Genomic DNA, 26,312 nt, shown 5'->3' on the forward strand with positions numbered 1-26,312 from the left:
TCTTCCTATCAATTTGCCCAGAAAATCTGGATACCCCAGATTGCGTACACGAATACTGAAATAATCACAGCAGTAGTGAGCACAAGGCGTAAACCTGAAGCCGAAGGACCCATTTGACGAGTCGTTACATAATCAGTAAAGACTTGCCACATACCAATCCAAGCGTGTGCAACCAGCGACAACACTGCTAATAAAGAAAAAATCTTCATTGGCAAAGTCAACATAAAGCCAGCCCACTGTTCATAACCGAATCCGCTATTGCAAAGGATCCAACCGAATATAACAACAGTATAAGCAGCCAACACCACAGCACTAACACGCTGGATGTACCAATCGCGAGAACCTGAACCTGTTAAACCTGTAGCACTTTTCATCAGAACATAATCCATACGAAGGCTGCGACAATACAAACCGCAGACAAGATTAATGAAACTGTAGCTGCAATACGACCACTTTGTAACTCTTCAGCAAAACCGACATCAGCAAGCAAATGCTTGATCCCTGCGATGAAGTGGAAAATTAGGCCGGCTACAAATACCCATACGATAAAACGTACACAGATATTTCCGAAAACGACATTTTTAACGTAGTCAAATCCTTCTGGTGAAGATAAAGATTTATCCAAAATCCATAAAAGAACTGCGACGAGTAAGAAAACGATTACACCTGATAGACGGTGTAGAATTGATGCAATAGCCACGGGTGAGCGTAAATTTACCGCTAACACTTGACCCATGGACAAATTGACAGGTCTGTTGCTTTTCACAGCGGGCATCCTGTAGGTAGAAACTCCAACTGGAGTTTGTTTGAATTAATTCAAAGGAAAGCTGGCATTGTCAGGCAAGAACAGCACATGCCTAACCTATATATAACGACACCGAATTATAAGACGTGAAATATCAAAATACAAACAATCAGATTTCGCTTTAGTCTAAAAACCCATTAAATAAGAATCATTCACGAGTGCAGCGACAACAACAATGATAAACCACCAAATAAAAATAAGATATCCACATGTTTTTTAAAGATAAAAATAACAAGGGATTATTTATAAATATTTTTCACTTCCATTGATTTTTTCTTGTTTATTTCATAAAAAATACACGTTTTTAGCGTAAATTCAGTGCAAATCACACCGTTATAAATATTGTCAAAAATAATACCCCCCATTTATATATTAAATATGAATAATCAATAATCTATTCCTTGCGATCTCATACAAAAAAGAAGTGAGTTTTTTTTATACAAACAAGCGCACCACAATGAATCAATTATTCCAAAATGAATACACATTTCCAGTATTTTTTCAATGACTATTCAGCTCTAAGCCATGAGGTATATAGGATTTTGAATTATTCTAAGTCTTTATTTTATAAGCACCAAAATATTGCCGAAATAAAAATTTACTTACAATTGTACTGATGCTTCATTTTTTTTATGCACCTGAAACATGATTTGACATATTATACTCGACCGGTGCTGTGATTTTACTCAGTTTTTCCTTTGATACTGAATGACTAATTGACTGTAGCAACGTCATTTTTTATCCCTAAGTATAATTGACAAAATTTTAGTAGCCACTAATCTTATAGCAAATTTTGACACCGTCTGATTCGCACATGACAAGATTAGGATTTCGAGTCAGATAATCATTCACCAGGACAGGAGATCTATTGAATGTCTGCAGCAACTGGCAAAAAAGCCGTATTACAGCTTGATGGCAAAGAAATTGAATTACCAATTTACAGCGGCACATTGGGCCCAGATGTAATTGACGTTAAAGATGTATTGGCATCGGGTCACTTTACTTTCGATCCTGGTTTTATGGCGACAGCTGCTTGCGAATCTAAGATCACATTCATTGATGGTGACAAAGGTGTGTTATTACACCGTGGCTATCCAATTGATCAATTAGCGACTCAAGCAGACTACTTAGAAACTTGCTACTTATTGTTAAATGGTGAGCTTCCAACTGCTGAACAAAAAGCAGAATTTGACGCTAAAGTGCGCAACCATACGATGGTTCACGATCAAGTTAGCCGTTTCTTTAATGGTTTCCGTCGTGATGCTCACCCTATGGCGATCATGGTTGGTGTTGTTGGTGCTTTATCTGCGTTCTATCACAACGCTTTAGATATTGAAGATGTTAATCACCGCGAAATTACCGCAATTCGTTTAATTGCAAAAATCCCTACTCTTGCAGCTTGGAGCTACAAGTACACAGTAGGTCAACCATTCATTTACCCACGTAATGATTTAGGTTATGCAGAAAACTTCTTACACATGATGTTTGCAACACCTGCTGACCGTGATTACAAAGTAAACCCTGTTCTTGCTAAAGCAATGGATCGTATCTTCACGCTTCATGCTGACCATGAGCAAAATGCGTCTACATCGACAGTACGTCTCGCTGGTTCTACAGGTGCGAACCCTTACGCATGTATCTCTTCAGGGATTTCTGCACTTTGGGGACCTGCTCACGGCGGCGCAAACGAAGCTGTACTTCGCATGTTAGATGAAATAGGTAGCGTAGAAAACGTTGCTGAATTCATGGAAAAAGTGAAGCGCAAAGAAGTTAAACTCATGGGCTTCGGTCACCGTGTGTATAAAAACTTTGATCCACGTGCAAAAGTCATGAAACAAACGTGTGACGAAGTTCTTGAAGCGCTTGGTATCAATGATCCTCAGCTTGCACTTGCAATGGAACTTGAGAAAATTGCACTGAACGACCCGTACTTCGTTGAACGTAAGCTTTATCCAAATGTCGATTTCTACTCAGGCATTATCTTAAAAGCAATCGGTATCCCAACTGATATGTTCACTGTTATTTTTGCACTTGGTCGTACCGTTGGCTGGATCAGCCACTGGTTAGAAATGCACGCATCTCCGTACAAAATCGGTCGCCCACGTCAGCTTTATACTGGCGAGACTCAACGCGATATCAAACGTTAATTTTAAAATAAAGTTAATGTTTAAAAAGCTGCCATATGGCAGCTTTTTTTATTTGAAAATCAAAAGAACATACGTATTCAACACATCAATCATCATCTTCCAATAAACGCATCAAGTTATGACTAATACCATTTGCCCGTAACCAAGCCAATTCATAACTCGCCTTGGCCAAAGCCAATACACGACGCTCAAACTCATCCCAGATCGGCTTTACTTGCTTATCAGTAACACCCAAACCACTATCATGGGCAAGTTGTTTATTTTTTTCACAAAGCTTTAGCGCGTGATAAAGCTTACGCCCTGCGCTCGCAGTGTCCAGTATGCGAATATGCCGACTATGAATAAAACCTTCAACTTGCTGAAAATCCGCATTGGGCAACAACGGAACCAAGATTTGGTCTAGCTGCGCATCTAAGCGCCGCCACACTGCCAATCGTTGTTCTGGGTTATATGTATTCCATTGAATGACTTCATGATTAAAACGGCGACAACCACGACACACCAGATCACCAAATACCGTTGAACAACGCCCTGCACATGGCGTCAATGATGGAATTCGACGATCACTACTCAAAACCAACTCCTATAAAACCATATTAATTTTATGGTTTTCTCGCTTATTTTCAGATTTCGCGCTAAAATGTGCGCCTTAATTTTCCTATCTTAATACATTTGGAGTTATCCATGAACGCTACTGTAGAACAGCTTGCACCTGTAGAACAGCAAGCGACCACAAATTGGGTTGTTGCGGCACTATATCAATTTAAAGAAGTTTCAGATGCAGCTGATCTGCAACAACGTCTTTTAGACTTAGTGAATCGTATCAATTTGTGTGGAACTCTGATTGTAGCTTCAGAAGGAATCAACGGTACGGTTGCAGGTGATCGTGCAGCAATTGATACAATTCATCGTTTTTTACTGGATGAAGGTTTTACGTCAATGGAATACAAAGAGTCTCATAGCTCTGACAAACCATTCCGTAAAATGAAAATCAAACTTAAAAATGAAATTGTGACTTTAGGTGTCGAAGTTAAACCACGTGATTTAGTGGGTCACTATCTTGATCCAAAAGAATGGAACGAACTGATTGCGCGTGATGATGTGATCTTAATTGATACACGTAACGATTACGAATATAAAGCAGGTACATTTAAGGGTGCAGTTGATCCTAAAACTGAATCTTTCCGTGAATTTCCAGACTACGTAAAACAAAACCTTGAGCAGCATAAAGACAAAAAAATTGCGATGTTCTGTACAGGTGGTATTCGTTGTGAGAAATCAACTTCCCTACTCTTACAAGAAGGGTTTAACGAAGTTTACCACCTTAAAGGCGGTATTTTAAAATACCTCGAAGAAACCCCTGCCGAAGAAAGTCTTTGGGAAGGTGAATGCTTTGTCTTTGATGGTCGAACTGCGGTGACGCACGGTGTTGAAGAAGGTGAAAACATCAAATGTCATGCGTGTGGCTGGCCTCTGACCAAAGCCGAATCAGAGTTATCAAGCTATGAACACGGTGTTTCATGTGCTTATTGTATTGATAAAACAACGGACAAACAAAAAGCAGGCTTCCGTATGCGTCAATCACAAATTACTGCTGCAAAACGCAAACGCCTATAAGCGTGTATACACCCGAATTTCAAAAGCCTTAGTTTCTACTAAGGCTTTTTCGTTTTGTTAAAACGGTTAACCAATACCTTATTGAGCATTCATCGAATCACAATTAAGCTGCTTTAAATTCATAAACAATATTCAAAGGCACTATGGGACTAGAAGATTGGGTCTTATCCATCATGGAGAAACTAGGTTATCTAGGTATCGCATTTCTCATGTTTCTCGATAATGTTTTTCCACCGATACCTTCAGAAGTGATTATGACCTCAGCGGGCTACACAGCTGCGAAAGGTGACCTGAGTTTGATCGGTGTGATTATTGCAGGAAGTGCAGGCTCACTGTTAGCCGCAATGCTGTTGTACTGGGTTGGTCGAAAGATTCCACAGCAACACTTATTCCATTTTATTGCACGTTATGGGAAATATTTAAGAATAAGCACAACTGACTTGGAAAAATCTTTAACTTGGTTTGAAAAGCACGGGCATCGTGTTGTCTTTTTTGGTCGAATGATTCCTGCAGTTCGCTCGCTGATTAGTATTCCTGCGGGAATGAGCAAGATGCCTTTTGGTAAATTCATGACGTATAGCGCTGCTGGAACCATAATTTGGACCAGTTTTCTTGCCTTTGTCGGTTATTATTTTAGTGAAAATCAGGCATTAATGACCGCGGTCATACAACGCGTCGGTTATATCATTTTAACCATTGCTGTCTTTTATATTTTGTGGCGATTGGCAAAGAAATTTTATTTATCAAAAAGATAATTCTAAATAAAGATTGAGACTTAAAAATGCAACATGATTTTTGGCATGACAAATGGAAAACCAACAGTATCGGCTTTCATCAAAACCAGCCTCACACCTTACTTACAAAATATTTAACCAGCCTAAATCTTGCGAAAAATGCACGCATTTTTGTTCCTCTATGCGGTAAAAGCCTAGATATAAACTGGCTCATTGAGCAAGGCTATCATGTGATAGCAATAGATCTAAGTCCAATTGCGATTCAAGAGCTGATTTTAGATTTAGGACTCTCTTTTCAAGAAGCTAAAATAGGTCACTTGACTCATTTTCAGCATACTCAGATTGACCTCTTTGTCGGTGATTTCTTTGAGTTAACAGCAGCCCAAATCGGTAAGATTGATGCAATTTATGATCGAGCAGCGCTAATCGCACTACCAGAGCAAATGCGCACATCATATACGCAACATCTTTTAAAAATCACAAACCAAGCACCACAATTACTTATCAGCTTAGACTACGATCAAAACCTCTTAGCAGGACCGCCCTTTTCTGTTCCTGAATATGAACTAGTGGCACATTATGCAAGTTATTACGATATTAAATTATTAGCATCAAACACTGAAAATCTAAAAGGCAAACTCACCGCATATGAACATGCTTGGTGTCTAAGCAAACATTCGACGAATGATTAAACCTTATGTCGGACACAAAAGTATTGATTAATCTCTTTAGCGATCAATGCTTTTTGATCTACCCAAGTCATCATAAGATTTAGCTCAAACCAAACCTGAGTTGACTTGCTCTCATCTCAGCACTCAACCAGTCTCGAAACAGCACCTTACGCATATCATCTTCAAATGGCTGAGCCGACAATAAAAAATAAGCAGAACCATCCTGATATACAGGATGAAGCAGCTCCAGCATCTGATATTTTATCTCCCTTTCAACCATATACGCAGATACAACAGTAGCCCCTAATCCAGCTAAACAAGCTTCAATACATAAATAAAAATGCTCAAGTGAGGATTTCTTGCAGTCTTGATACTGTCCTTTGTGAGTCTCTTTAAAGTGTTGCCATAGTCTTGGTCTTGATGTGGAAATAAACATCTGCTTAGCATGTCGTGAATTATTTTTTGTAGCGACACACAACATATATTCGTCTGCAATTTTTTCACTATAAATCGCTTTCCCCCAATCAAAATCATCACGCCTAAGGGCTAAGTCTATATTTTGATCCTTAAAATTGACCGCTCCACCACCCGTGAAAAGGCTGACCTCAAAATCAGGGTAAAGCTGTTTAAATTGCGCCAACCGTGGAATCAACCATTTCATTGCAAGAGTTGGCTCACACGAAAGCACTAAATTTCTTTGTGCTTTAGTCTTATCTTGCAACTGCATCAAACACTGATCAATGTGCTGAAAAACTTGCTGGCAGCAATCGAACAACACTTCGCCTTCACTGGTTAAGCGTAACTTTCTAGTTTCACGGATAAATAAGCTAAAACCTAAGCTATCTTCCAGATTTTTAAGCTGCTTACTGACCGCTCCTTGAGTCACAAATAACTTTTCCGCAGCAATCGTCATACTTTCATAACGCGCCACATAATAAAAAAACTTAAGTGAATTCAAGGATAACCGCTCTATCATTCCAAAAACTCATACATAAATAAGAATTAATTTCGATTTTCAATATAACAAATATATGAAAAATATAAAGATACTTAGAATCAATATTTCAGGAATAGATGAGTGAATGAGCTAATAGCGATAACTGTGGTCACGATACTTGCCGTTATGAGTCCCGGCGCAGACTTTGCCTTGGTCACGCGGAATAGTTATCTCTACGGTCGAAAATCTGGGGTCTGGACTGCCTATGGAATCGCTTGTGGTGTTTGGGTCCATATCAGCTACAGCTTAATTGGACTAACGTTTCTGCAACAATACCTTCCAAACCTAATTTATATTATTCAATACATTGGTGCAGCGTATTTGGTCTGTATTGGCTACAAAACGTTCACTCAAGCACCCGTTATTTTTGATCAAAACAGTACAGATATAACTAGCAGACAAGCATTCAAACATGGCTTTTTAACCAATAGTTTTAATCCTAAAACCACTTTATTTGTGATCAGTATCTTCTCGCAAATTTTGACCTCAGAAAATAATATAAGCAGACTTTTTGCTTATGGCATTTTTATATCTGGTAGCCATTTACTCTGGTTTGGTTTAATTGCTGTCTTTTGCTCTACCCAAATGATTAGAAATAAAATTTTCGCCAAACAAGTAGCAATCAATCGTATTATTGGTGTTGTACTCAGTGCTTTAGGTCTGAGTTTATTGTTTGCAAATTTATAGTGCTGAATAGAGCAACTCCACTCAATGATCACCCTATCTTTAACTTGCAATAGTTGAAAAAAAACGTCCTCTAGGGACGTTTTAATCTTTTACACAGATCGTAAGCGACTAAACTTAGATCTTTGAGACTTATTTAGCTGGCGTGTGGTACATTAAATAAAGCTCATTCAAATTATCTGGAATTTCTTCAGCTAATTCGTCCATCAACTGACCATTACGACGGAAAGATTCCATTTGCGGATCTTCTTCATCAATCCCACTAAACACCATGATCGGCAAAGTTAGATCAATCAACTGCTCTTCGAACTCAGGTGCAAACCAAGCATCTTCATTTAAGAACATCGCATCAACAAAACCAACGCTCCAATCACCCAAGCTCGATTCCACATCTGCTTCTTCGATTTCAAATGGAAATTCGATTCCATCTTCATTGGCTAAATTTTGGCGAAGCGCCTCCAACCAAAGCTTGATTTGCTCAATCACTTCAGTTGGAACTTTCTTTTGATTACTATCGAATAACTCATCTAACCAACGATCAAATTTTGGGCCGACCGCAATCGCACACAAAAAGCCATGAGTCGCAGCGAAATCTAGACCGTATTCGTTTTGATCACCGTCAAGATAATTACTCAATAAGTCTAAATCTAACGTGCTCATTCTCTATCCAATTCTAAAAATTCATCCACAACAGCATAACATTTTAGGACATAAAGTCTCAGCAATTTTGCTTAGTCTTCGTCATCAAGATCATCGTCGTCGAAATCATAGTCAAAATCTTTTAATTCTCGTTCCAAACGGCGTTGAGCCAGTAGATCATCAATTAAACGGCGCTTTTCTAATGATTCTTTAGCGGTGAGTTTACTTGACGACTCATCAAAACCAGCATCGTCCTCACCGTAGTTATCATCATCTAATTCAAAATCTGTAGAAGACACTAACACTACCTCGTAATGCAAAAATATAAATGGGTCTAGCCGCTATTTATCTGTCTTAGATTTCCGTGTCAAGTTTTATTTGATTTTTTCGCTATAAAATGATGTTTTGTACTTTTTTTCGGCGGTTTTTTTGTGTATTTATAGTCTAAGGACATTACCAATAAAAAACGCTTTTAGGAATTTAAGTCTTGAAAAATTATTGCTTAACCCCATATTTAACACACGACCTTAAAATCAAACATATTTTTTATTTAAAGCAAACGGATCAAATCCAAAACATTCCCAGTGAATTGTGCTATCATGCACGGTTTTTCACCGCCACAGATTCAACAAAGAGTAAGCAAAGATGAGCGATATGCATTCCCCTACTTCACAAGTAGCGGCTCTGATTAGCCGAGGCAAAGAACAAGGTTACTTAACTTACGCTGAGGTTAACGATCATCTCCCAGACTCAATTACAGAAAGTGAGCAAATTGAAGACATTATTCAAATGCTTCAAGATGTCGGTATTCCTGTGCATGAACGTGCACCAGAAACCGATGACACCATGTTTGGTGAATCTACTGAAACAACAGATGAAGTTGCTGAAGAAGAAGCTGCTGCTGTATTAGCGTCGGTTGAAAGCGAACCTGGTCGTACGACTGACCCTGTGCGTATGTATATGCGTGAAATGGGTACAGTTGAACTCCTTACTCGTGAAGGCGAGATTAGTATTGCAAAACGTATCGAAGAAGGCATACGTGATGTTTTACATTCTATCGCATACTGGCCAAACGCAGTCGAAGTGGTATTACAAGAATATAATGATTATTTAACAGGTGAACGTCGTCTTGCCGATATTCTGTCTGGTTATTTAGACCCAGAATCTGACGAAGAAATTCCTGAAGTCATTGAAGAAGCAGAACTTGTAGAAGAAACTGATTCTGTAAAAACAACCAAAGAAGTTAAACTAGACGATGATGACGAAGAAGAATCTGAAAGCGATGATGATTCTGAAGCTGACTCAGGTCCAGATCCAGAAATTGCTAAAGCGCGTTTCACTGAATTAGAAAGAGCTTGGAACGAAACAAAGACGGTTATCGCAGAGCATGGTCGCAATAGCGAAGAAGCAAAAGTTGCGCTCGAGTCACTCGCAACTGTCTTTATGATGTTCAAATTTACCCCGCGTCTATTTGACATCATTTCTGAAATGATTCGTGGTACACATGAACAAATCCGTACCAATGAACGTGAAATCATGCGCTATGCAGTACGTCGTGGTCGTATGGATCGTCACCAGTTCCGTACTTCGTTCCCTGAGCAAGAATCTAACCCAGCATGGTTAGATGAGCAAATCGCGAAGGCACCTGCTGAGATCAAAGGACATTTAGAAAAAGTTCGCCCTGATGTATTGGCTTTTCAACAAAAGATTGCCGATATTGAGAAAGAGCTTGAGTTAAACGTTAAGGATATTAAAGATATTTCTAAACGTATGGCTGTTGGTGAAGCGAAAGCTCGTCGTGCTAAGAAAGAAATGGTTGAAGCAAACTTACGTTTGGTTATTTCGATCGCGAAAAAGTACACCAACCGTGGTCTGCAATTCCTCGATCTTATTCAAGAAGGTAACATCGGCTTGATGAAAGCCGTAGATAAGTTTGAATATCGTCGCGGTTATAAATTTTCGACCTATGCAACTTGGTGGATTCGTCAAGCGATCACGCGTTCGATTGCGGATCAGGCGCGTACCATTCGTATTCCAGTACACATGATCGAAACCATCAACAAGATCAATCGTGTTTCTCGTCAGTTGCTTCAGGAAATGGGGCGTGAGCCTACTCCTGAAGAATTAGGCGAACGTCTGGAAATGGACGAAGTTAAAGTTCGTAAAGTGCTTAAAATCGCTAAAGAGCCGATTTCGATGGAAACACCGATCGGTGATGATGAAGATTCGCATCTTGGTGACTTCATTGAAGATGGCAACATCACATCTCCAATCGATGCTGCTACTTCAGAAGGCTTAAAAGAAGCAACGCGCGAAGTGCTTGAAAACTTAACTGAACGTGAAGCTAAAGTATTGAAAATGCGTTTTGGTATCGATATGCCAACCGACCATACTTTAGAAGAAGTAGGTAAACAATTTGATGTAACACGTGAGCGTATTCGTCAAATTGAAGCAAAAGCTTTACGTAAACTTCGCCACCCTTCTCGCTCAGAACACTTACGTTCATTCTTGGAAAACGACTAATATTTGGGAAGTTTTGCGCTACGATCAAAGCTTGAGAAGCATACGCTACAAGGTGATCGTGCAGGACTTGAAGTTAAGCACTTCATCCCCATTTATCTATTAGATCAAAAACGCCTGCGCTGATGCAGGCGTTTCAAATTAAAGAGGTTGCTCATGTTAGACCGCACTCCTTCTCGTGAATTGCAAGAACATCTTTGGGTTTTCCCAATGGACTATCCGATCAAATTGATTGGTAATGCAGGGGATGAACTTCGAGTGGCTGTTGTTGATATTTTGCAGAAGCACTTCCCTGAATTTGATGGCGAAACAGTAAAAGTTCAGCCTTCACGTACAGGCAAATACCATTCTTTAACAGCGCAATTGCGTTTTGAAGAATTGGAACAAGTTCATGCCTTATACGCAGATCTTGCCGCTTGTCCTTTAATTAAGACAGCGCTTTAATGAAGAAATCCAAAATACGAAAGTGTTTTGGATTTTTCTTTTAAACGGGAAAAATACGTAAAAACTTAGATCATGGCACAGCGTTTTAACGGTTCTCTGTTTATATCTTCGAAATAATTGCATCATCAATATCAATCTCGTGAGTTGAATGTTCAAGTTGAATAACCAAAGGAAATAAGGTTGTAATGAGCGTTGATCATAAGCCCTCTTTAATCATTCGTTGCTTCAATGATCTTCAAGACTACACAGATCGCTTTGAAGCCATGAAAAACTTTACCGAGACTCGGGATGAACATACACCTGATGAGGTCTGGTTATTACAACACCAAGATGTACTGACTCAAGGACAAGCAGGCAAAGCTGAACATATCCTGATGCAAAGTGATCTCCCGATCGTTCAGACTGATCGTGGTGGGCAAATCACATGGCATGGCCAAGGACAACTGGTGGCTTATTTCCTCTTTGATTTAAATCGCTTGAAATGGAACGTGCGCAGCTTGGTCAGTTTTACTGAACAAGCCATGATCGATATACTTCAACAATACCAAATTAAAGCTTATGCCAAGTCCGATGCTCCCGGTGTTTACGTCGATGACCGTAAAATTGGTTCACTGGGTTTTAAAATTCGCCGTGGTCGGAGTTATCATGGTTTAGCGCTCAATATTAATTGTAACCTCGCGGGTTTTCAGACCATTAATCCTTGTGGATACGCAGGTTTAGAAATGGTACGCTTACAAGACTTGCTAAAGAATTACCCAAGCTTTGAGCAAGTCAGTCAGGATTTTATTTGTTATTTACAGAATACAGATTTCTTTCGTGACCTCTCAGTCAAATCTGAATAAACTACTTTTCAATTTCAAAAAAATAAATTAGAGTAAATACTCTAAATTTGCTTTTGCACAATTTTAACAAGGGATACGCAAGTGATTTCAACCAAAGCAGTGAAGCCCACTTTGCAACTTGCCTACGTCAAACTCATGATGGATGTCGTGGGTCGCGGTTTAGTCATGGCAAGTCAAGTGGATGATGAAGTACACGAGGAAGTGTCAAAGTTTCCTGTTCATTTTATACTTTCAATGAATGTGTTTCCAAATGGACCTGCATTTGTTGCACGAGTGACAGAAGATAAAACATTAGAGCTTTTATCTAATTACAAAGGCAAGCCTGATTTAACCATTACCTTTAAACATTTGACCCATGCTTTCTTGGTTTTCTCTTTTCAGGAAAGTACAGCTCAAGCCTTTGCCAATGATCGTATGATTGCTGATGGCGATGTATCCAGTGCAATTCGTCTAGTACGTTGCTTAAATAAAATGGAAGCGTTGATCTTGCCTAAATTGGTCGCTTCACTTGCAGTAAAACGCTACCCAGCTGAATTGACATTAAAAGAAAAATTCACAGGTGCAAAAAACATTTATCTCAAAGTCGCTAAATCATATTTCAAACGGAGCGCTTAACATGGCTAAGCCTTATTACGAATTTTTCTGTCCTGTAAAAGTCATTGCTGGTAACGCTGCGTTAGAGCACATCCCTTTTGAACTCGCGACTTTAGGCTCTAAACGTCCGCTCATCATTACCGACAAAGGCGTACGTGCAAATGGTTTGCTTAGCCCAATTGAAGCTGCTTTTAGCACCACAGATGCCGTCATCGGTGCAATCTTTGATGATGTTCCACCAGATTCAAGCTTAGAAGTTGTACGTTTAGCGGCTGAACTTTACCGTAAGCAAAACTGTGATGCGATTATTGCGATTGGTGGTGGTTCGGTCATTGATACCTCTAAAGCCACCAACATCTTGGTATCTGAGGGCGGCGATGACCTACTCCAGTACTCAGGTGCGCATAACCTACCAAAACCATTAAAACCATTCTTTGTTATTCCGACCACATCAGGCACAGGCTCAGAAGCAACCATGGTGGCTGTGGTATCCGATACGCAACGTAATGTAAAACTGGCTTTTGCATCATATTACCTGATGCCACACGCTGCGATTCTTGATCCACGGATGACCATGACGCTACCGCCTCATCTGACAGCGATGACAGGTATGGATGCGCTTACACACTGTGTTGAAGCCTATACATGTTTAGCTGCGAATCCATTAAGCGATGCTTATGCCAGTGCAGGTATCAAAAAGATTAGTGAAAACCTATTTAAAGTTTTAGACAATCCAAGTGATGCCCAAGGTCGTTTAGAACTAGCGCAAGCGTCAACTATGGCAGGGATTGCATTCTCTAACTCAATGGTTGGTTTAGTGCATTCACTCGGTCACGCTTTGGGTGCAGTTGCTCACCTACCTCATGGTTTATGCATGAGTTTATTCCTGCCGTATGTGTTGGAATACAACAAAGAAGTGAATGGTCAGAAAATTGGTGAGTTATTATTGCCACTTGCGGGTGCAGACATTTATTCGCAAACGCCAGCAAACCAACGTGCAGATAAAGCAATTGCGACAATTTTGACCATGCGTGATCGTTTATATAGCCTGACCAAACTCCCACGTACATTACGTGAAACAGGTAAAATCACTGAAGCACAACTCGATGAAGTGGCAGAAAAGGCTTTGAATGATGGTTCTATCATTTACAATCCAAAAGAAGCCAACCTCAAAGAACTTCGCGAGATTTTACAAAAAGCATGGTAATTCAATTATTTAAATAAATAATTATTACTCAAAACCCTGATACCCTAACCTTGCAGTGCAACCAAAGCACAAGGAGCATGACTCCGCAAGAATGGTACTCAGGGTTTTTTGTATTTCAAGTGAACCCATAATTCATCTACTTTTCTCCCCAATTGGCAAAAAAATTGCTAAAAAAGCATAAAAGGGCTGACAATTTATGCCAATTTAGGATAGATTGGCGCACTTCGCTTTTTTTTCTGTAGGGGGGATCATTTTCGTCTCGAATGATCCTTAAACCATAGCTGATCCTTGATCAACGATAACGAGGGTAACGCCGTTGACAAACATCTCTGGGACTCAATCAGCAGCTAAACTGCAAAAAACATTAGGTCTGTGGCACGTCATTATTATTGGTTTGGCATATATTCAACCAATGACGTTATTTGATACTTTCGGTCTAGTATCGGAAGCAAGTAATCACCACGTCCCAACCTCTTATATCTTCGCACTGGTTGCCATTTTGCTGACATCGATTAGCTATGGACATATGATTAGACGCTATCCATCGTCTGGTTCAGCCTATACCTATGCTCAAAAATCGATTCATCCGAATGTCGGTTTTATGGTGGGCTGGTCGTCTTGGTTAGACTATCTACTGTCACCAATGGTCAATATCATCCTTGCAGGAATTTATCTTACTGCACTATTCCCAAGTGTTAATCATTGGGTTTGGGTGATTCTATTGACGGCCTTTATGACGGGCGTTAACTTACGCGGTGTGCGTTTCGTTGCAAACTTTAATAGTTGGATCGTACTGGTACAGTTAATTGTTATCGGTACATTTACCTACTTGGTTTACAGCAAATTGCAGATGGGTGTAAACGCGGATGGTCCGATCACTGCCGAAACCCAATACCAACTCTGGAGTTTAGAACCATTCTGGAATGAGCTCACCTCAGTTGGTGCGTTAGTCACTGGTGCAACCCTGCTCTGCTTCTCATTTACCGGCTTTGACTCATTGAGTTCACTTGCTGAAGAAACCAAAGATACTGAGAAGACTCTGCCTAAAGCAATTTTCTTAACTGCCTTATTTGCAGGCGTAATCTTCATTATCAGCACGTATTTCATTCAGCTTTATTTCCCTGGTAACCCAAGCAGTTACTTTAAAGATATTGCTGAAACACAACCAGAAATCCTATTGCTCGTAGGTGGTTCACTGTTCCAATCATACGTACTTGCATTTGCAATTGTAACGGTCATGGCTTCAGGAATTTCTGCCCATGCAGGCGTCTCTCGCTTGATGTATGTGATGGGTCGTGATGGCATCATTAACAAAAAGATCTTTGGTCACATCAGCCCAAAAAGTTTTACACCTTCGTATAACATCGTGATCGTAGGTATCGTGGCGTTGTCTGCAGGCTTTATGAAACTCGATACAGTGATTTCATTAATCAGCTTTGGTGCTTTAACAGCCTTTACCTTTGTAAACTTGTCGGTAATCTCACGTTATGCACTACGTGATGGTCGAACCAAGAATATAAAGGACATCATCTACTATGTGGTCGTGCCATTATGTGGTTTTATCAGTATCTTTGCCTTATGGCTCGAGATTGAAGAAACAGCATTGAAATATGGCTTATGGTGGGCGATGTTTGGTGTGCTTTACCTCGGTTATAAAACCAAAGGCTTTAAGTACAATGCGCCACAATACAATGAGTTTGACGATAAACACTAATTTAGTCGCTATCTGACTCATAAAGAAAGGTGCAGTTTTCAAACTGCACCTTTCTTTTAAGTAGTACTAAGACGATCTACAATCGTTTTTACACGTTGGGCATAGTGTTTTGCCGTTTCTAAATCCCCTGCTGGAATTTCATCAATACTCGCATCAGATGGCGACTGGACCAATAAGCCAACTGAGAAAACCAGTCAGTGGTATCAAACTGTGCTTGGTCTACAAAGCGGGCTGTGGTGATATATAAAGCCCTATAAAATCAGAGTTGTTTAAAGCCTTGCTGTCTCCACGCTTCATACACAATAACTGCAGTTGCATTGGAAAGGTTTAAACTTCTGGAGTTTTCAGCCATTGGCAGACGTATCCACTGTTCTTGTGGAAACATCAAACGTACTTGCTCAGGTAAGCCACGGGTTTCTGGTCCCATTAACAACGCAACAGGACGGTTGAGATCAACAGTATGCGGTGTTGCAGAGCCTTTTGTCGTAAGTGGAAAGACATGTTCTACGCCTTTGGCTTTTAAATCAGCAAGACATAATTCGATATTGTCCCAAATTTGCATTCTCGCCCATTCGTGATAGTCCAATCCTGCACGTTTCAACTTTTTATCATCTAGCTCAAAGCCTAAAGGTTTCACTAAATGTAGTTGCGCACCTGTATTGGCACATAGACGGATGATATTACCTGTATTCGCTGGAATTTCAGGTTCGTATAGGACGACATGAATCACTTAATTACTCACTTATACATATATTGGCTAGCTTGGCACAGGACCCTAATTTAGTAGGGAATATAATCATGAGCGTCTCTCAGGCATAGCCTTCGCCTTCTTGCGGAGTTTTCACTCCTCAGGGCAAACGTTGTTCTGCTTATCCTCTTTACTCAGGCATAGCCTTCGTCTTGCGCTTCGGGCAGCGATAATCAATCGCTGCTTTCCCTCACTCATGCCATTTTAACTGTTCACGTAGACTGACGACTTCACCAATAATGGTTAAAGTGGGTGCTACGATTTGATGTTCGGATACTTTGGTGGCGATGTCCGCCAATGTTCCCACCACAACTTTTTGTTCAGGGGTTGTACCTTTAGAAATTAAAGCAACAGGCATGGTTGGGCGCTGACCATGTGCAATCAGTTGTTGGCAAATGCGTTCCAAACCGACCAAGCCCATATATAAAACTAAAGTTTGATTTTCATAAACCAGTTCATTCCAAGGCAGTTCAGGTGAACCCTCCTTTAAATGTCCCGTCAAGAAACGGACACTCTGGGCATAATCACGATGTGTCAACGGAATACCCGCATAGGCAGAGCAGCCTGAAGCAGCGGTGATACCAGGCACCACTTGAAAAGTGACATTTGCTTCAACCAACTCTTGAATCTCTTCACCACCACGACCAAAGATAAATGGATCGCCGCCTTTTAGACGACAAACGCGTTTCCCTTGTTGGGCATACTCAACCAGCAAGGCATTGATGCCATCTTGTGGCACAGAGTGATTGGAACGCGCCTTACCCACATAAATCTTGGTGGCATCGCGGCGACAAAGTTCCATAATCGGTGCTGAAACCAAACGATCGTAAATCACCACGTCGGCTTGTTGCATGAGACGTAATGCTTTTAATGTCAATAACTCAGGATCACCCGGCCCAGCACCAACCAAATATACCTCACCCTTGGGTGCAGTCCATTCAGTGAGTGCTTGCTGAATCAGATCATTTGCCACATCCACGTTGTCATTAAAGATCTGCTCTTTTAATGGGCTGGCATACAAATTTTCCCAAAAGATACGACGTTCATCAGGATTGGCTATTTTAGCTTTGACTTGTTTACGCCATTGTCCAGAAAACTCTGCAAGCTTACCCATGCCATGCGGCACAATCGTTTCAATCTGAGTACGTAACTGTCTCGATAAAACAGGTGATGCACCGTTTGAAGCAACTGAAATGACCAAAGGTGAACGATCAATAATCGCAGGCACCATAAAGCGGCAGTGTGGAATATCATCCACACTATTCACTAAAATATTACGCTGTTCACATTGCTCAAATACCGTTTTATTCACTTCGGCTTGATCTGTTGCCGCAATCACTAAACGATATGGCGTTGCCAAAATATTTTCAGAAAAAGCCGTTTGAATATATTGCCCTGATGATTTTTCTAACAATAAACGCAGTTCAGGCTCAATATCTGGTGCAATAACATCAACAATTGCACCAGCTTTGACTAGCAGATTTGCTTTGCGGTAGGCAATATGCCCACCACCCACAATCAGACAACGTTGCTGTTGCAACTTTAAAGAGATTGGGAAAATATCCACGCTACGCCTCTATATTTTTAGATCTGATTGAGTTAAAGCAAAAACTATGCACAAATTCGATGCATTTTAGTCGATATACGAAATACCACCCATATATGGACGTAAAACCTCAGGAATTTCGATAGAACCATCAGCACGCTGGTAGTTTTCCATCACAGCAAGTAGAGTACGCCCAACCGCTAAACCTGAACCATTCAAAGTATGCACCAATTCGATCTTCTTCTGATCCACACGGTAGCGTGCTTTCATACGACGTGCTTGGAAATCGCCCATATTCGAACAACTAGAAATCTCGCGGTAAGTTTCTTGGCTTGGTACCCACACTTCTAAGTCATAAGTCTTGATAGCGCCGAATCCCATATCACCACCACAGAGCAAAATTTTGCGATATGGTAGGCCCAATGCCTGCAAAATGCCCTCTGCGTGTGCAGTTAAATCTTCGAGTGCCTGCATTGAGTGCTCTGGCTTGACGATTTGCACCATTTCGACCTTGTCGAACTGATGTTGGCGAATCAAACCACGTGTATCACGGCCATAAGAACCTGCTTCGCTACGGAAACATGGTGTATGTGCAGTGTATTTAAGCGGTAAACGATCTGCATCAATGATTTCATCACGAACGAAATTTGTGATTGGCACTTCAGCAGTTGGAATTAAATAGTATTCTTTTTCGCCTTGAAGCTTAAATAAATCTTCTTCAAATTTAGGCAGTTGCCCTGTGCCACGCAAAGTTTCTGCATTGACCAAGTACGGCACATAGGCCTCGGTATAACCATTTTTAAGCGTGTGTGTATCCAACATAAATTGGGTTAAGGCACGTTGTAAACGAGCCAAAGGTCCTTTAAGTACGCTGAAGCGTGAACCCGTGAGTTTGGTGGCAGTTTCAAACTCAAGACCGCCCATCCATTCACCAAGATCAGTGTGGTCTTTAATGTCAAAATCAAATTGACGCGGTGTGCCCCACTTCAAAATTTCGACATTGTCACTTTCATCCTTACCTGCGGGTACAGACTCATCTGGCAAGTTTGGAAGCGCAAGCGATTTTTGTTCAAGTTCGGCTTGCAACTCAGCCAAAGCGACTTCAGCCGCTTTGATTTCATCACCAATCGCAGCCATACGCGCCATGATTTCTGAAGCATCTCCACCCGACTTTTTGATCTGACCCACTTGCTTTGCACCAGCATTACGCTCTGCTTGTAAGTTTTCAGCTTTGGATTGCAAATCTTTACGGCGTACTTCTAAATCAGCCCACTCTTGTACGTTGAGCTGAATACCACGTTTTGCCAAAGCAGCATTTACCACTTCGATATTATTTCTAAGTAATTTTGGGTCGATCATAATCAATCATGAATAGAGAAAAAACTGGCTATAGTGTAAGGCTTTAACCCAAAAAAATACAGCATCTACCTCGCAATTGCAGATGCTGTATTTAGATTAGTTCGGGACTTTAGGCAAGCTTGGTAAGTATTCTGCTTTGATAAATTCTTTTGCGGCATAATATGGCAAGTTCAACTCACTCATCCCTTCTGCATAGGAAGCCAGCTCATACAGTGGATAAACAAAGACAATCCCATTTACACCATAGTAATAATTATCGCTGACCTGTAATTGATCTTTTTTAATATTGTGCTCATCTAACCAATTTTGATTTGCAACATACAGCTCATCACGCAATTCTTGTTCCACACCGTCTTTGATCAATTCACTCACATTAATATGTTTTTTAGTCGCTAAATCAAAATTTACAAATTCTTGATGATACATACCATGCGCCGCACCAGCGGGATAAGCATAACTATGAATGGCAAATGTCGCCAGATTGTAGTTCTGTCCTACAAAGCGCACATAAGTACTACTCTCACTTAAAGATGGTTCGCCTTCTGGTACTTTTACTTGTTGATCTGATAAATCAGCAAATGCATTCGGCTCTGCCTTCTTCATACGATTGATAAAATAATCATCAATCCACTGCTGATTGGTTTTTACGGTTTGAAGATCATAATTGGTACAACCATCTTCCAAACATACTTGCTGTTTAGGCAGTTTAACAGCCACCACTTGTGCCTGAATCAATGGAATATCTACTTTGTTTGTCGCGTCTGTCGCACTGTTATTTTGCGGATCTTGCTTCGGTTGGCACCCTGTAAATACAATCACCGTAACAATAGAAAGTGCTGGAATAATTTTTGATAATTTTAACGGATTCATTGTCATACAAGTCTCAGATCTTTTAGCCCACTATACAAAGCTTTGTTCAGAGTTGAAATTAAGAAATGTATCTAGCAAAAAGCCGCAATAAATGCGGCTTTTTGCTGAGTTGATCAAAATGTTCACTGATCAATAATATCTGTGCCTTTCGGTGGCTCAAAATTAAAGACCGAAGCAGGAATGGCTTGATTGACTTTCACATTACTAAAACGTACATACGTGGTTTGACCCAATGAATCTTGTAAAATCATCAAGTTTGGCGCTTTATTTGCACCAAAGCTAATGGTTAAACTCTGAAATGTACTATCTTCCTGTTTAGGAAATAATGTGTAATACAGCTTAGAGCGATCAGGTTGCGTCACTCGATAGGACTGCATGATCTGATTGGTATTACCCGATAATAACAATGCTGGGGTATTGGCAACTTGATCATCTAAATTTTGACGAATTGCCTGCTGCAAATCTGGATCATAAATCCAAACAGTTTTTCCAGACGTCACAATTGTTTGTTTAGAAGGACTGGTGATTTCCCAGAAGAATTTTCCTGGACGTTCAACCTTCATCACCCCTTTAAAGGTTTGATTCATGTGTTGAGCAGTCAGTCCTTTTCTTTGTACAGCTTTATTATTGGTCACTTTGGTGGTTTGTTCAAAATCTGCAGTGAATCGCTGTAAGCTGGATAACTGCTGAACCAAACTTGTGGTTGCTTGCTGAGCCGATGCAGCGACAGGTGCAGCATATAACTGAGTCGTTACAACAGGAGCCAGTGTCATTGCACTAAGCGTTGCAGCATAAGCTATTTGTTTTACGAAATTCATAAAGTGAACCTTCTATCAAATTTCTACTGTAATGACGACATCTTACTGTTTTCAATCATGAAAAGAATGAAGAAAAGCATCGGTTTTGTGTAGTTCGTGTCGCAAAGTTCTGCATTATGTATGAAGTTGCAGGCTTTATGTAGATATTGTAATAGCAAAAATTTGATTTTGAATGACTAAAACAGCCCTACAACTTTTCCCATTCTTTAAGATAGTAGAAGTCATGGATAAAGAATAAACTAAACGCAATACGGGATTTTTTAGTCTAAAGACGACTCACTGGAAAAGTATAAATAATGAAAAGCCTCGCCTTTATCCATCGCAATGACACTCGATTTGCCATCGGGGACTTCTACCCTGCACTTTCTGTATTTTCTCACCATGAACTTGGCAATACCACATCGCCTTTTTTGTTGCTGGATCATCTCGGACCCGGTCTTTTGGAACCCAAAAGTCATAAAAAGGGTGTAAGTGAACATCCACATCGTGGTTTTGAAACAGTTACCTTTGTTTTCTCAGGTGAATTACAGCACATCGACTCGACCGGTAATCACGGGATTATTCATCAAGGTGACGTGCAGTGGATGACCGCTGCATCAGGCATACAGCATATTGAAGAATTTAGCCCTGAATTTCGTGAGAAAGGTGGTTATTTCGAAATGGTGCAGTTATGGGTCAACTTACCAGCAAAAGATAAAATGTCTGCGCCACGTTACCAAAGTTTATTAAACCAAGATATTCCTAAAATCTTATTTGAAAATGATACTGGCTATGTCCGTATCGTTGCTGGTCAATACCAAAAGACTCAAGGCATTGCCCAAACCTTTACTTCAATGAACGTATTGGATGTACACCTTAAAAAAGGTCATCGAACTATACTTCCTGCGAGTCATGGTGATACCACGCTGATTTATTTGCGTAGAGGAAAAATTCAGTTCAACGTAGACGAAGATATTTTAGAAGAACAAGCGATGGCGATGATGTCTAGCTTCGACACAGATGTTGAAATCACTGCTTTAGAAAATTGCGATTTTTTATTCTTATCAGCCCAGCCTCTACATGAACCGCTAAATGGGCATGGTTTTTTTGTGATGAATAACTATGATGAAATTTTACAAGCTTACGAAGACTTAAAAACAGGAAAGTTTGGGAAATATTCAAACGAAAACACATAAGTCCAAAAAGCAGTCATAAAAAAACCCGCAAATGCGGGTTCTTCTGAACGATTAAAGCTTACACTTCAACAGTTACATAGCGACGGCCAAATTGACCCTTCACTTCAAATTTGATCACGCCATCAGCAGTTGCAAATAAAGTATGGTCACGACCCATACCAACATTTGCACCAGCGTGGAATTCGGTACCACGTTGACGAACGATGATGTTACCAGCAGTCACAGTTTGACCACCGTACATTTTAACACCTAACATCTTAGGATTCGAATCACGACCGTTCTTCGTCGATCCACCGGCTTTTTTAGTTGCCATGTCTATTTACTCCTCGTGTTAGCCTGCGATACTCGTAATTTTCAACTCGGTAAACCATTGACGGTGACCTTGTTGTTTACGGTAATGTTTACGACGACGCATTTTGATAATGCGAATTTTGTCGTGACGACCATGACCAACGATTTCTGCGGTTACTTTCGCGCCAGCAACAACTGGAGCACCGATTTGAATGCTATCGCCGTTTACAAGCATAAGTACGTCATCAAACGTAATCGTTGCACCAGTTTCAGCTTTCAATAATTCAACTTTAAGGGTTTCACCCTCAACCACACGGTGCTGTTTACCACCGCTTTGGATTACTGCGTACATAATGTACTCCAACATGCCCGTGTCGTCGTGCCGATAAAGGAAGATATCGAGCTTAAAACGAACGCCACTGGGGTATATAAGGGGACAAATTTTAAGTGAAATTTGATCAAACAACAAGTTATTTTGCATAAATGCACACATATACACGCATTATTTATTTTTTATAATAAAATCAAATAGATTGATGACACATTGTTTTGATTGATTCTTTCTGTGATTTGCAATACATTTTCAAAAAGTAAATATGACCAAAATGAACTGTGTTTATAGAAGGTCTCACACAGTGCCGTCTCTGTATTATCTGAGAAGCGCCCTGTTTGTGGCTAAATTAAGATCAGAAAATACATCGTCATGTTTTAAATGACAAATTACACAGTTGCTATCACTGTTTAGCAACAGATTACTTGGTACACTTACACCATTCACCCATCTATACGAGGCTCTTCTTCATATGGTCGTCGATTTCAAGCAAGACATTCTCTCCCCTGTTGCGACAGATTTTGCTGCGATGGATCAACTCATCAATGAAGGGATCAGCTCTAAAGTTGGCTTGGTTATGTCGGTTAGTAAACATGTGGTTGAAGCTGGCGGTAAACGTATGCGCCCAATTATGTGCCTACTCGCTGCTCGTGCCTGTGGTTTAGCCAACATGCAGCAAGCCCAACATTTGGCGGCTGTGATTGAAATGCTACACACGGCAACCTTGGTTCATGATGATGTTGTCGATGAGTCTAACTTGCGTCGTGGACGACCAACGGCCAATGCAACATGGAACAATCAAACTGCTGTTTTAGTCGGCGACTTCTTGATTTCACGTGCGTTCGATCTTTTGGTCGATTTAAATAACATGACCTTATTAAAAGATTTTTCGACAGGTACTTGTGAAATTGCTGAGGGTGAAGTGTTACAGCTTCAATCACAACATCAACCAGACACCACTGAAGAAACCTATTTAAGAATTATTCACGGAAAAACATCTCGTTTATTTGAACTCGCAACCGAAGGTGCTGCAATTTTGGCAGGTACAGAAGAGTATCGTGAACCTTTACGCCGATTTGCAGGACATTTTGGCAATGCATTCCAGATTATTGATGATATTTTAGACTACACCTCTGATGCAGAAACATTAGGTAAAAATATTGGCGATGATTTGATGGAAGGTAAACCCACTTTACCGTTAATTTCTGCATTGGCTCACTCTACTGGTGAAGATCATGCGATTATTCGTCGTAGCATCGCTACTGGTGGTGTTGAACATTTGGATAAAGTCATTGAAATAGTGCACAACTCGGGCGGTTTAGACTATTGTCAAAAACGTGCCCAACAGGAAACGGATGCCGCTTTAGAAGCCTTAAAAGCGCTACCAGATAATGAATATCGCCAAGCATTGATCAATTTGACTTTAATGGCATTACATCGACTACAATAACTTTCTGAGTGTCCATGCATTTAAATTTATCTGATTTATTTTTAAAAATGCAGGAACAGCTTGATCAACCACAAGCTGTTCTTGACGAAAACCTGATTATTGAATTGGTCAATCGTTTACGCCCCAAAAATCCCAATGACGCTGAAGAGGTTAAACAGCGTCTTCAAGCTTTTGTCAGAATATTATTATTGACACCCACTTCTGCAACTTTATTACAAGACTTCATCGTCAGATTGATGAGTCAATACAAACAAATTAGCTTATATGCTGACAGCGGGATTTTATCTTTAGATGGCTTCTGGAATCAGTTAAGTCAACGTCTAGGCGCGCACTTCCTCCCTTTAGTAGAACAAGGCAATCAACTCAGAACACTGATTGGAAAAGTTTTTCATCAAGAAAATGATCATGAGTGGTTAGAGCTGATTGAAAACCAAGATTGGGTTACGCTGTTTAATTTAATTGGTGAAGGTCAAAGTAATACCCTCGAAAAGCAAATTTCTAAAAGTGAGCTGATTAAAGCCATTACGGTTTTGTCCTATCGGATTAGTGGTATCGGTTTATACCCTGAATTTATTAATGCTCAGCCTGATATTACCGAATATGAATCTCCGTTTTTAGCGCAAAACCGAGATATTGTTGATTTTATTGAAAAGTATAAAAAGCAAATCGACGACCAAGATGCAGTTGTGGTGCTTCCACCGCCAGATGCTTCGCAAGCCTTTGTAATGCTAGATCAATGTCGTGATGTTGTACTCAAGATTCGCCGCGCCACTAGGCGAATTGGTGTCAGCATTAGTTTGACATATCTGCTTTCTTTATTAGAACAAGCCATAGACCGGATTGAACTGTTACTGAGTTTATTGGCCAGTAAAGATGAAATCCGATATAAATCACTGGGCGAACTCCTGATCGATTTAACCAAAGCCCATTATGATGAAAAAAGTGTCCGCCACTTGCTCTCTTCAACCAGTGAACTGATTGCGCTGCAAGTGACTGAAAATGCAAGTAAGACTGGCGAACATTATGTAAGTACAGACAAAGCTGGCTTCTTTGGCATGTACAAAGCGGCGGCAGGTGCAGGTGCAATCATTGCCATGATGGCAACCTTGAAGATATTAACCGCTCGATTGGTACTCGCGCCTTTTGCCCACGCATTCTTGTATAGCATGAATTATGCTTTGGGCTTTATGCTGATCCATGTGTTGCATTTCACTGTTGCAACCAAACAACCGGCAATGACCGCCGCTGCACTGGCCTCGACCGTTCAACAGCAAAAAGGTAGTAAAACCGCACAAATAGCTGAGTTAGCAGCGCTGATTATTAATATTATCCGTACTCAGTTTATTGCGATCCTCGGCAATATCTCGATTGCGATCCCTATTGCAGCGCTGATCACTTTTTCATGGCAGTTTTATTTGGATGAACCTTTACTCAATCACGCCAAATCAGCAGCCTTACTACATAGCTTAAATCCTTTTACCTCGCTTGCAGTTCCTCATGCAGCAATCGCGGGCGTGTGTTTATTCTTTTCAGGTTTGATTGCGGGTTATTTCGATAATTTAGCCGTTTACCGCAACGTCGGTCCTCGATTAAAACAACACCGCCGTTTGAAACGCTGGATGGGACAACAACGACTCGACAAATTTGCCAATTATATTGAAACCAACTTAGGGGCTTTGGCTGGTAATTTCCTATTTGGGATCATGTTAGGCAGCATGGGAACGATTGGCTTTATTTTAGGTCTTCCTTTAGATATTCGTCACATCGCCTTTGCTTCGGCCAATTTCATTCAAGGTTTGATGACCATTGGCTCACCTGATATTGGTTTAATCGTTGTGTCATTCTTGGGTGTTCTGCTGATTGGTTTAACCAACTTATTTGTGAGCTTTACCCTGACCATTATCGTGGCTTTACGTGCCCGTCGTGTTCGTTTTGCACAATGGAAACCTTTGGCAAATTTGGTCATGACGCATTTCCTCACTCGAACAAGTGATTTTTTCTGGCCACCTAAGCAACCTGTTGCCGTGGAAGAAAAAAGTACAACAGATAAAAAGTGAGACGCTCATCAAATTTTGTTATATTTTTTTACTAAACCTTAAAAAAACATTG

27 protein-coding genes and 1 pseudogene are annotated in these 26,312 nt (G+C 40.4%); 14 read left to right on the plus strand and 14 right to left on the minus strand.

Translation table 11 applies throughout. The features are described 5' to 3' along the window. Positions 1 to 8 precede the first annotated feature (8 nt). Positions 9 to 374: a succinate dehydrogenase, hydrophobic membrane anchor protein gene (gene sdhD / locus F991_RS04280; protein WP_004669203.1), complete on the minus strand. Its 366-nt coding sequence runs from the start codon at positions 372 to 374 to the stop codon at positions 9 to 11. Further along, positions 374 to 775 (minus strand): succinate dehydrogenase, cytochrome b556 subunit, encoded by a 402-nt coding sequence (gene sdhC, locus F991_RS04285; RefSeq protein ID WP_051064201.1) that lies wholly within the window; start codon positions 773 to 775, stop codon positions 374 to 376. The genes sdhD and sdhC overlap by 1 nt, the downstream gene beginning before the upstream one ends. A 902-nt stretch (positions 776 to 1,677) precedes the next feature. Here sdhC and gltA point away from each other — a divergent pair. Continuing rightward, positions 1,678 to 2,952: a citrate synthase gene (gene gltA / locus F991_RS04290; RefSeq protein ID WP_004669207.1), complete on the plus strand. Its 1,275-nt coding sequence runs from the start codon at positions 1,678 to 1,680 to the stop codon at positions 2,950 to 2,952. Between the two features lie 85 nt (positions 2,953 to 3,037). On the opposite strand, the gene F991_RS04295 is transcribed toward gltA, so the two are convergent. Further along, positions 3,038 to 3,526 carry a DUF1289 domain-containing protein gene (locus F991_RS04295; RefSeq protein ID WP_004669209.1) on the minus strand — a complete coding sequence of 163 codons (489 nt, stop codon included), beginning with the start codon at positions 3,524 to 3,526 and terminating at the stop codon, positions 3,038 to 3,040. A 110-nt stretch (positions 3,527 to 3,636) separates the two neighbouring features. Here F991_RS04295 and F991_RS04300 point away from each other — a divergent pair, with 110 nt between their 5' ends. From F991_RS04300 to tmpT, 3 genes are all read left to right on the plus strand, one after another. Beyond that, a complete protein-coding gene (locus tag F991_RS04300) occupies positions 3,637 to 4,569 on the plus strand; it encodes an oxygen-dependent tRNA uridine(34) hydroxylase TrhO (protein ID WP_004669211.1) in 933 nt (310 codons plus the stop codon). 143 nt (positions 4,570 to 4,712) lie between these two features. After that, positions 4,713 to 5,324 carry a DedA family protein gene (locus F991_RS04305; RefSeq protein ID WP_004669213.1) on the plus strand — a complete coding sequence of 204 codons (612 nt, stop codon included), beginning with the start codon at positions 4,713 to 4,715 and terminating at the stop codon, positions 5,322 to 5,324. A 26-nt stretch (positions 5,325 to 5,350) separates the two neighbouring features. Next, the gene (gene tmpT / locus F991_RS04310; RefSeq protein ID WP_004669215.1) at positions 5,351 to 5,995 is read left to right on the plus strand and encodes a thiopurine S-methyltransferase; all 645 of its coding nucleotides are present in this window, start codon (positions 5,351 to 5,353) and stop codon (positions 5,993 to 5,995) included. Between the two features lie 79 nt (positions 5,996 to 6,074). Here tmpT and F991_RS04315 read toward each other — a convergent pair whose 3' ends face one another. Beyond that, positions 6,075 to 6,950, minus strand: a complete 876-nt coding sequence (locus tag F991_RS04315; protein WP_004669217.1) for a LysR family transcriptional regulator — start codon at positions 6,948 to 6,950, stop codon at positions 6,075 to 6,077. A 102-nt stretch (positions 6,951 to 7,052) separates the two neighbouring features. On the opposite strand from F991_RS04315, the gene F991_RS04320 reads away from it, so the two are divergent. Further along, positions 7,053 to 7,658, plus strand: a complete 606-nt coding sequence (locus F991_RS04320) for a LysE family translocator (RefSeq protein ID WP_004669219.1) — start codon at positions 7,053 to 7,055, stop codon at positions 7,656 to 7,658. 129 nt (positions 7,659 to 7,787) lie between these two features. On the opposite strand, the gene F991_RS04325 is transcribed toward F991_RS04320, so the two are convergent. Then, positions 7,788 to 8,315, minus strand: a complete 528-nt coding sequence (locus F991_RS04325) for a YecA/YgfB family protein (protein ID WP_004669221.1) — start codon at positions 8,313 to 8,315, stop codon at positions 7,788 to 7,790. Positions 8,316 to 8,386: 71 nt separating this feature from the next. Next, on the minus strand, positions 8,387 to 8,593 hold the full coding sequence (locus F991_RS04330) for a PA3496 family putative envelope integrity protein (protein WP_004669223.1): 207 nt from the start codon (positions 8,591 to 8,593) through the stop codon (positions 8,387 to 8,389). A gap of 346 nt (positions 8,594 to 8,939) precedes the next feature. On the opposite strand from F991_RS04330, the gene rpoD reads away from it, so the two are divergent. The 6 genes from rpoD (at position 8,940) to F991_RS04360 (ending at position 15,615) form a co-directional block, all read left to right on the plus strand. Next, a complete protein-coding gene (rpoD, locus tag F991_RS04335) occupies positions 8,940 to 10,817 on the plus strand; it encodes an RNA polymerase sigma factor RpoD (RefSeq protein ID WP_004669224.1) in 1,878 nt (625 codons plus the stop codon). Positions 10,818 to 10,970: 153 nt separating this feature from the next. Further along, positions 10,971 to 11,258, plus strand: a complete 288-nt coding sequence (locus F991_RS04340; protein WP_004669225.1) for a YbeD family protein — start codon at positions 10,971 to 10,973, stop codon at positions 11,256 to 11,258. Between the two features lie 185 nt (positions 11,259 to 11,443). Next, positions 11,444 to 12,100 (plus strand): lipoyl(octanoyl) transferase LipB, encoded by a 657-nt coding sequence (gene lipB / locus F991_RS04345; protein WP_004669227.1) that lies wholly within the window; start codon positions 11,444 to 11,446, stop codon positions 12,098 to 12,100. Between the two features lie 81 nt (positions 12,101 to 12,181). After that, a complete protein-coding gene (locus tag F991_RS04350; protein WP_004669229.1) occupies positions 12,182 to 12,715 on the plus strand; it encodes a hypothetical protein in 534 nt (177 codons plus the stop codon). A gap of 1 nt (position 12,716) precedes the next feature. Then, positions 12,717 to 13,901 carry an iron-containing alcohol dehydrogenase gene (locus F991_RS04355; protein ID WP_004669231.1) on the plus strand — a complete coding sequence of 395 codons (1,185 nt, stop codon included), beginning with the start codon at positions 12,717 to 12,719 and terminating at the stop codon, positions 13,899 to 13,901. A 316-nt stretch (positions 13,902 to 14,217) separates the two neighbouring features. Next, complete coding sequence (locus tag F991_RS04360; RefSeq protein ID WP_004669233.1) at positions 14,218 to 15,615, plus strand: APC family permease; 1,398 nt, start codon at positions 14,218 to 14,220, stop codon at positions 15,613 to 15,615. Between the two features lie 56 nt (positions 15,616 to 15,671). On the opposite strand, the pseudogene F991_RS17435 reads toward F991_RS04360, so the two are convergent. From F991_RS17435 to lolA, 6 genes and pseudogenes are all read right to left on the minus strand, one after another. Continuing rightward, positions 15,672 to 15,800 (minus strand): annotated as a pseudogene (locus F991_RS17435) (NADPH-dependent FMN reductase); the annotation flags it as partial. Positions 15,801 to 15,874: 74 nt separating this feature from the next. Continuing rightward, positions 15,875 to 16,345, minus strand: a complete 471-nt coding sequence (locus F991_RS04365; protein WP_004669235.1) for a tRNA (cytidine(34)-2'-O)-methyltransferase — start codon at positions 16,343 to 16,345, stop codon at positions 15,875 to 15,877. 208 nt (positions 16,346 to 16,553) lie between these two features. Further along, complete coding sequence (cysG, locus tag F991_RS04370; protein ID WP_004669237.1) at positions 16,554 to 17,930, minus strand: siroheme synthase CysG; 1,377 nt, start codon at positions 17,928 to 17,930, stop codon at positions 16,554 to 16,556. A 66-nt stretch (positions 17,931 to 17,996) separates the two neighbouring features. Then, positions 17,997 to 19,268, minus strand: a complete 1,272-nt coding sequence (gene serS / locus F991_RS04375; RefSeq protein ID WP_004669239.1) for a serine--tRNA ligase — start codon at positions 19,266 to 19,268, stop codon at positions 17,997 to 17,999. A 96-nt stretch (positions 19,269 to 19,364) separates the two neighbouring features. Further along, the gene (locus F991_RS04380; RefSeq protein ID WP_004669240.1) at positions 19,365 to 20,144 is read right to left on the minus strand and encodes an RsiV family protein; all 780 of its coding nucleotides are present in this window, start codon (positions 20,142 to 20,144) and stop codon (positions 19,365 to 19,367) included. A 116-nt stretch (positions 20,145 to 20,260) separates the two neighbouring features. Further along, positions 20,261 to 20,956, minus strand: a complete 696-nt coding sequence (lolA, locus tag F991_RS04385; protein WP_004669242.1) for an outer membrane lipoprotein periplasmic chaperone LolA — start codon at positions 20,954 to 20,956, stop codon at positions 20,261 to 20,263. Between the two features lie 296 nt (positions 20,957 to 21,252). Here lolA and F991_RS04390 point away from each other — a divergent pair, with 296 nt between their 5' ends. After that, entirely contained in the window at positions 21,253 to 22,131 is an 879-nt protein-coding gene (locus F991_RS04390) for a pirin family protein (protein ID WP_004669244.1), read from the plus strand. A 58-nt stretch (positions 22,132 to 22,189) separates the two neighbouring features. Here F991_RS04390 and rpmA read toward each other — a convergent pair whose 3' ends face one another. Next, positions 22,190 to 22,444, minus strand: coding sequence for a 50S ribosomal protein L27 (rpmA, locus tag F991_RS04395; protein ID WP_004669246.1), 255 nt, complete (start codon positions 22,442 to 22,444; stop codon positions 22,190 to 22,192). 18 nt (positions 22,445 to 22,462) lie between these two features. After that, positions 22,463 to 22,774 (minus strand): 50S ribosomal protein L21, encoded by a 312-nt coding sequence (gene rplU, locus F991_RS04400; RefSeq protein WP_004669248.1) that lies wholly within the window; start codon positions 22,772 to 22,774, stop codon positions 22,463 to 22,465. Between the two features lie 451 nt (positions 22,775 to 23,225). On the opposite strand from rplU, the gene sdsA reads away from it, so the two are divergent. Then, complete coding sequence (gene sdsA / locus F991_RS04405) at positions 23,226 to 24,203, plus strand: All-trans-nonaprenyl-diphosphate synthase (RefSeq protein WP_004669250.1); 978 nt, start codon at positions 23,226 to 23,228, stop codon at positions 24,201 to 24,203. A gap of 14 nt (positions 24,204 to 24,217) precedes the next feature. Continuing rightward, positions 24,218 to 26,260: a site-specific recombinase gene (locus tag F991_RS04410; protein WP_004669252.1), complete on the plus strand. Its 2,043-nt coding sequence runs from the start codon at positions 24,218 to 24,220 to the stop codon at positions 26,258 to 26,260. The last annotated feature ends 52 nt before the right edge of the window (positions 26,261 to 26,312 follow it).

Source organism: Acinetobacter sp. CIP-A165, from assembly GCF_000367985.1.
In the GTDB taxonomy this organism is placed as follows: Bacteria; Pseudomonadota; Gammaproteobacteria; order Pseudomonadales; family Moraxellaceae; genus Acinetobacter.

What these genes read in the sequence shown, in the direction of transcription:
- sdhD (WP_004669203.1), bottom strand. Translation starts at nt 374, where the DNA reads ATGAAAAGTGCTACAGGTTTAACAGGTTCAGGTTCTCGCGATTGGTAC.
- sdhC (WP_051064201.1), bottom strand. Translation starts at nt 775, where the DNA reads ATGCCCGCTGTGAAAAGCAACAGACCTGTCAATTTGTCCATGGGTCAA.
- gltA (WP_004669207.1), top strand. Translation starts at nt 1,678, where the DNA reads ATGTCTGCAGCAACTGGCAAAAAAGCCGTATTACAGCTTGATGGCAAA.
- F991_RS04300 (WP_004669211.1), top strand. Translation starts at nt 3,637, where the DNA reads ATGAACGCTACTGTAGAACAGCTTGCACCTGTAGAACAGCAAGCGACC.
- F991_RS04305 (WP_004669213.1), top strand. Translation starts at nt 4,713, where the DNA reads ATGGGACTAGAAGATTGGGTCTTATCCATCATGGAGAAACTAGGTTAT.
- tmpT (WP_004669215.1), top strand. Translation starts at nt 5,351, where the DNA reads ATGCAACATGATTTTTGGCATGACAAATGGAAAACCAACAGTATCGGC.
- F991_RS04315 (WP_004669217.1), bottom strand. Translation starts at nt 6,950, where the DNA reads ATGATAGAGCGGTTATCCTTGAATTCACTTAAGTTTTTTTATTATGTG.
- F991_RS04325 (WP_004669221.1), bottom strand. Translation starts at nt 8,315, where the DNA reads ATGAGCACGTTAGATTTAGACTTATTGAGTAATTATCTTGACGGTGAT.
- rpoD (WP_004669224.1), top strand. Translation starts at nt 8,940, where the DNA reads ATGAGCGATATGCATTCCCCTACTTCACAAGTAGCGGCTCTGATTAGC.
- F991_RS04340 (WP_004669225.1), top strand. Translation starts at nt 10,971, where the DNA reads ATGTTAGACCGCACTCCTTCTCGTGAATTGCAAGAACATCTTTGGGTT.
- lipB (WP_004669227.1), top strand. Translation starts at nt 11,444, where the DNA reads ATGAGCGTTGATCATAAGCCCTCTTTAATCATTCGTTGCTTCAATGAT.
- F991_RS04355 (WP_004669231.1), top strand. Translation starts at nt 12,717, where the DNA reads ATGGCTAAGCCTTATTACGAATTTTTCTGTCCTGTAAAAGTCATTGCT.
- serS (WP_004669239.1), bottom strand. Translation starts at nt 19,268, where the DNA reads ATGATCGACCCAAAATTACTTAGAAATAATATCGAAGTGGTAAATGCT.
- F991_RS04380 (WP_004669240.1), bottom strand. Translation starts at nt 20,144, where the DNA reads ATGACAATGAATCCGTTAAAATTATCAAAAATTATTCCAGCACTTTCT.
- lolA (WP_004669242.1), bottom strand. Translation starts at nt 20,956, where the DNA reads ATGAATTTCGTAAAACAAATAGCTTATGCTGCAACGCTTAGTGCAATG.
- F991_RS04390 (WP_004669244.1), top strand. Translation starts at nt 21,253, where the DNA reads ATGAAAAGCCTCGCCTTTATCCATCGCAATGACACTCGATTTGCCATC.
- rpmA (WP_004669246.1), bottom strand. Translation starts at nt 22,444, where the DNA reads ATGGCAACTAAAAAAGCCGGTGGATCGACGAAGAACGGTCGTGATTCG.
- rplU (WP_004669248.1), bottom strand. Translation starts at nt 22,774, where the DNA reads ATGTACGCAGTAATCCAAAGCGGTGGTAAACAGCACCGTGTGGTTGAG.
- sdsA (WP_004669250.1), top strand. Translation starts at nt 23,226, where the DNA reads ATGGTCGTCGATTTCAAGCAAGACATTCTCTCCCCTGTTGCGACAGAT.
- F991_RS04410 (WP_004669252.1), top strand. Translation starts at nt 24,218, where the DNA reads ATGCATTTAAATTTATCTGATTTATTTTTAAAAATGCAGGAACAGCTT.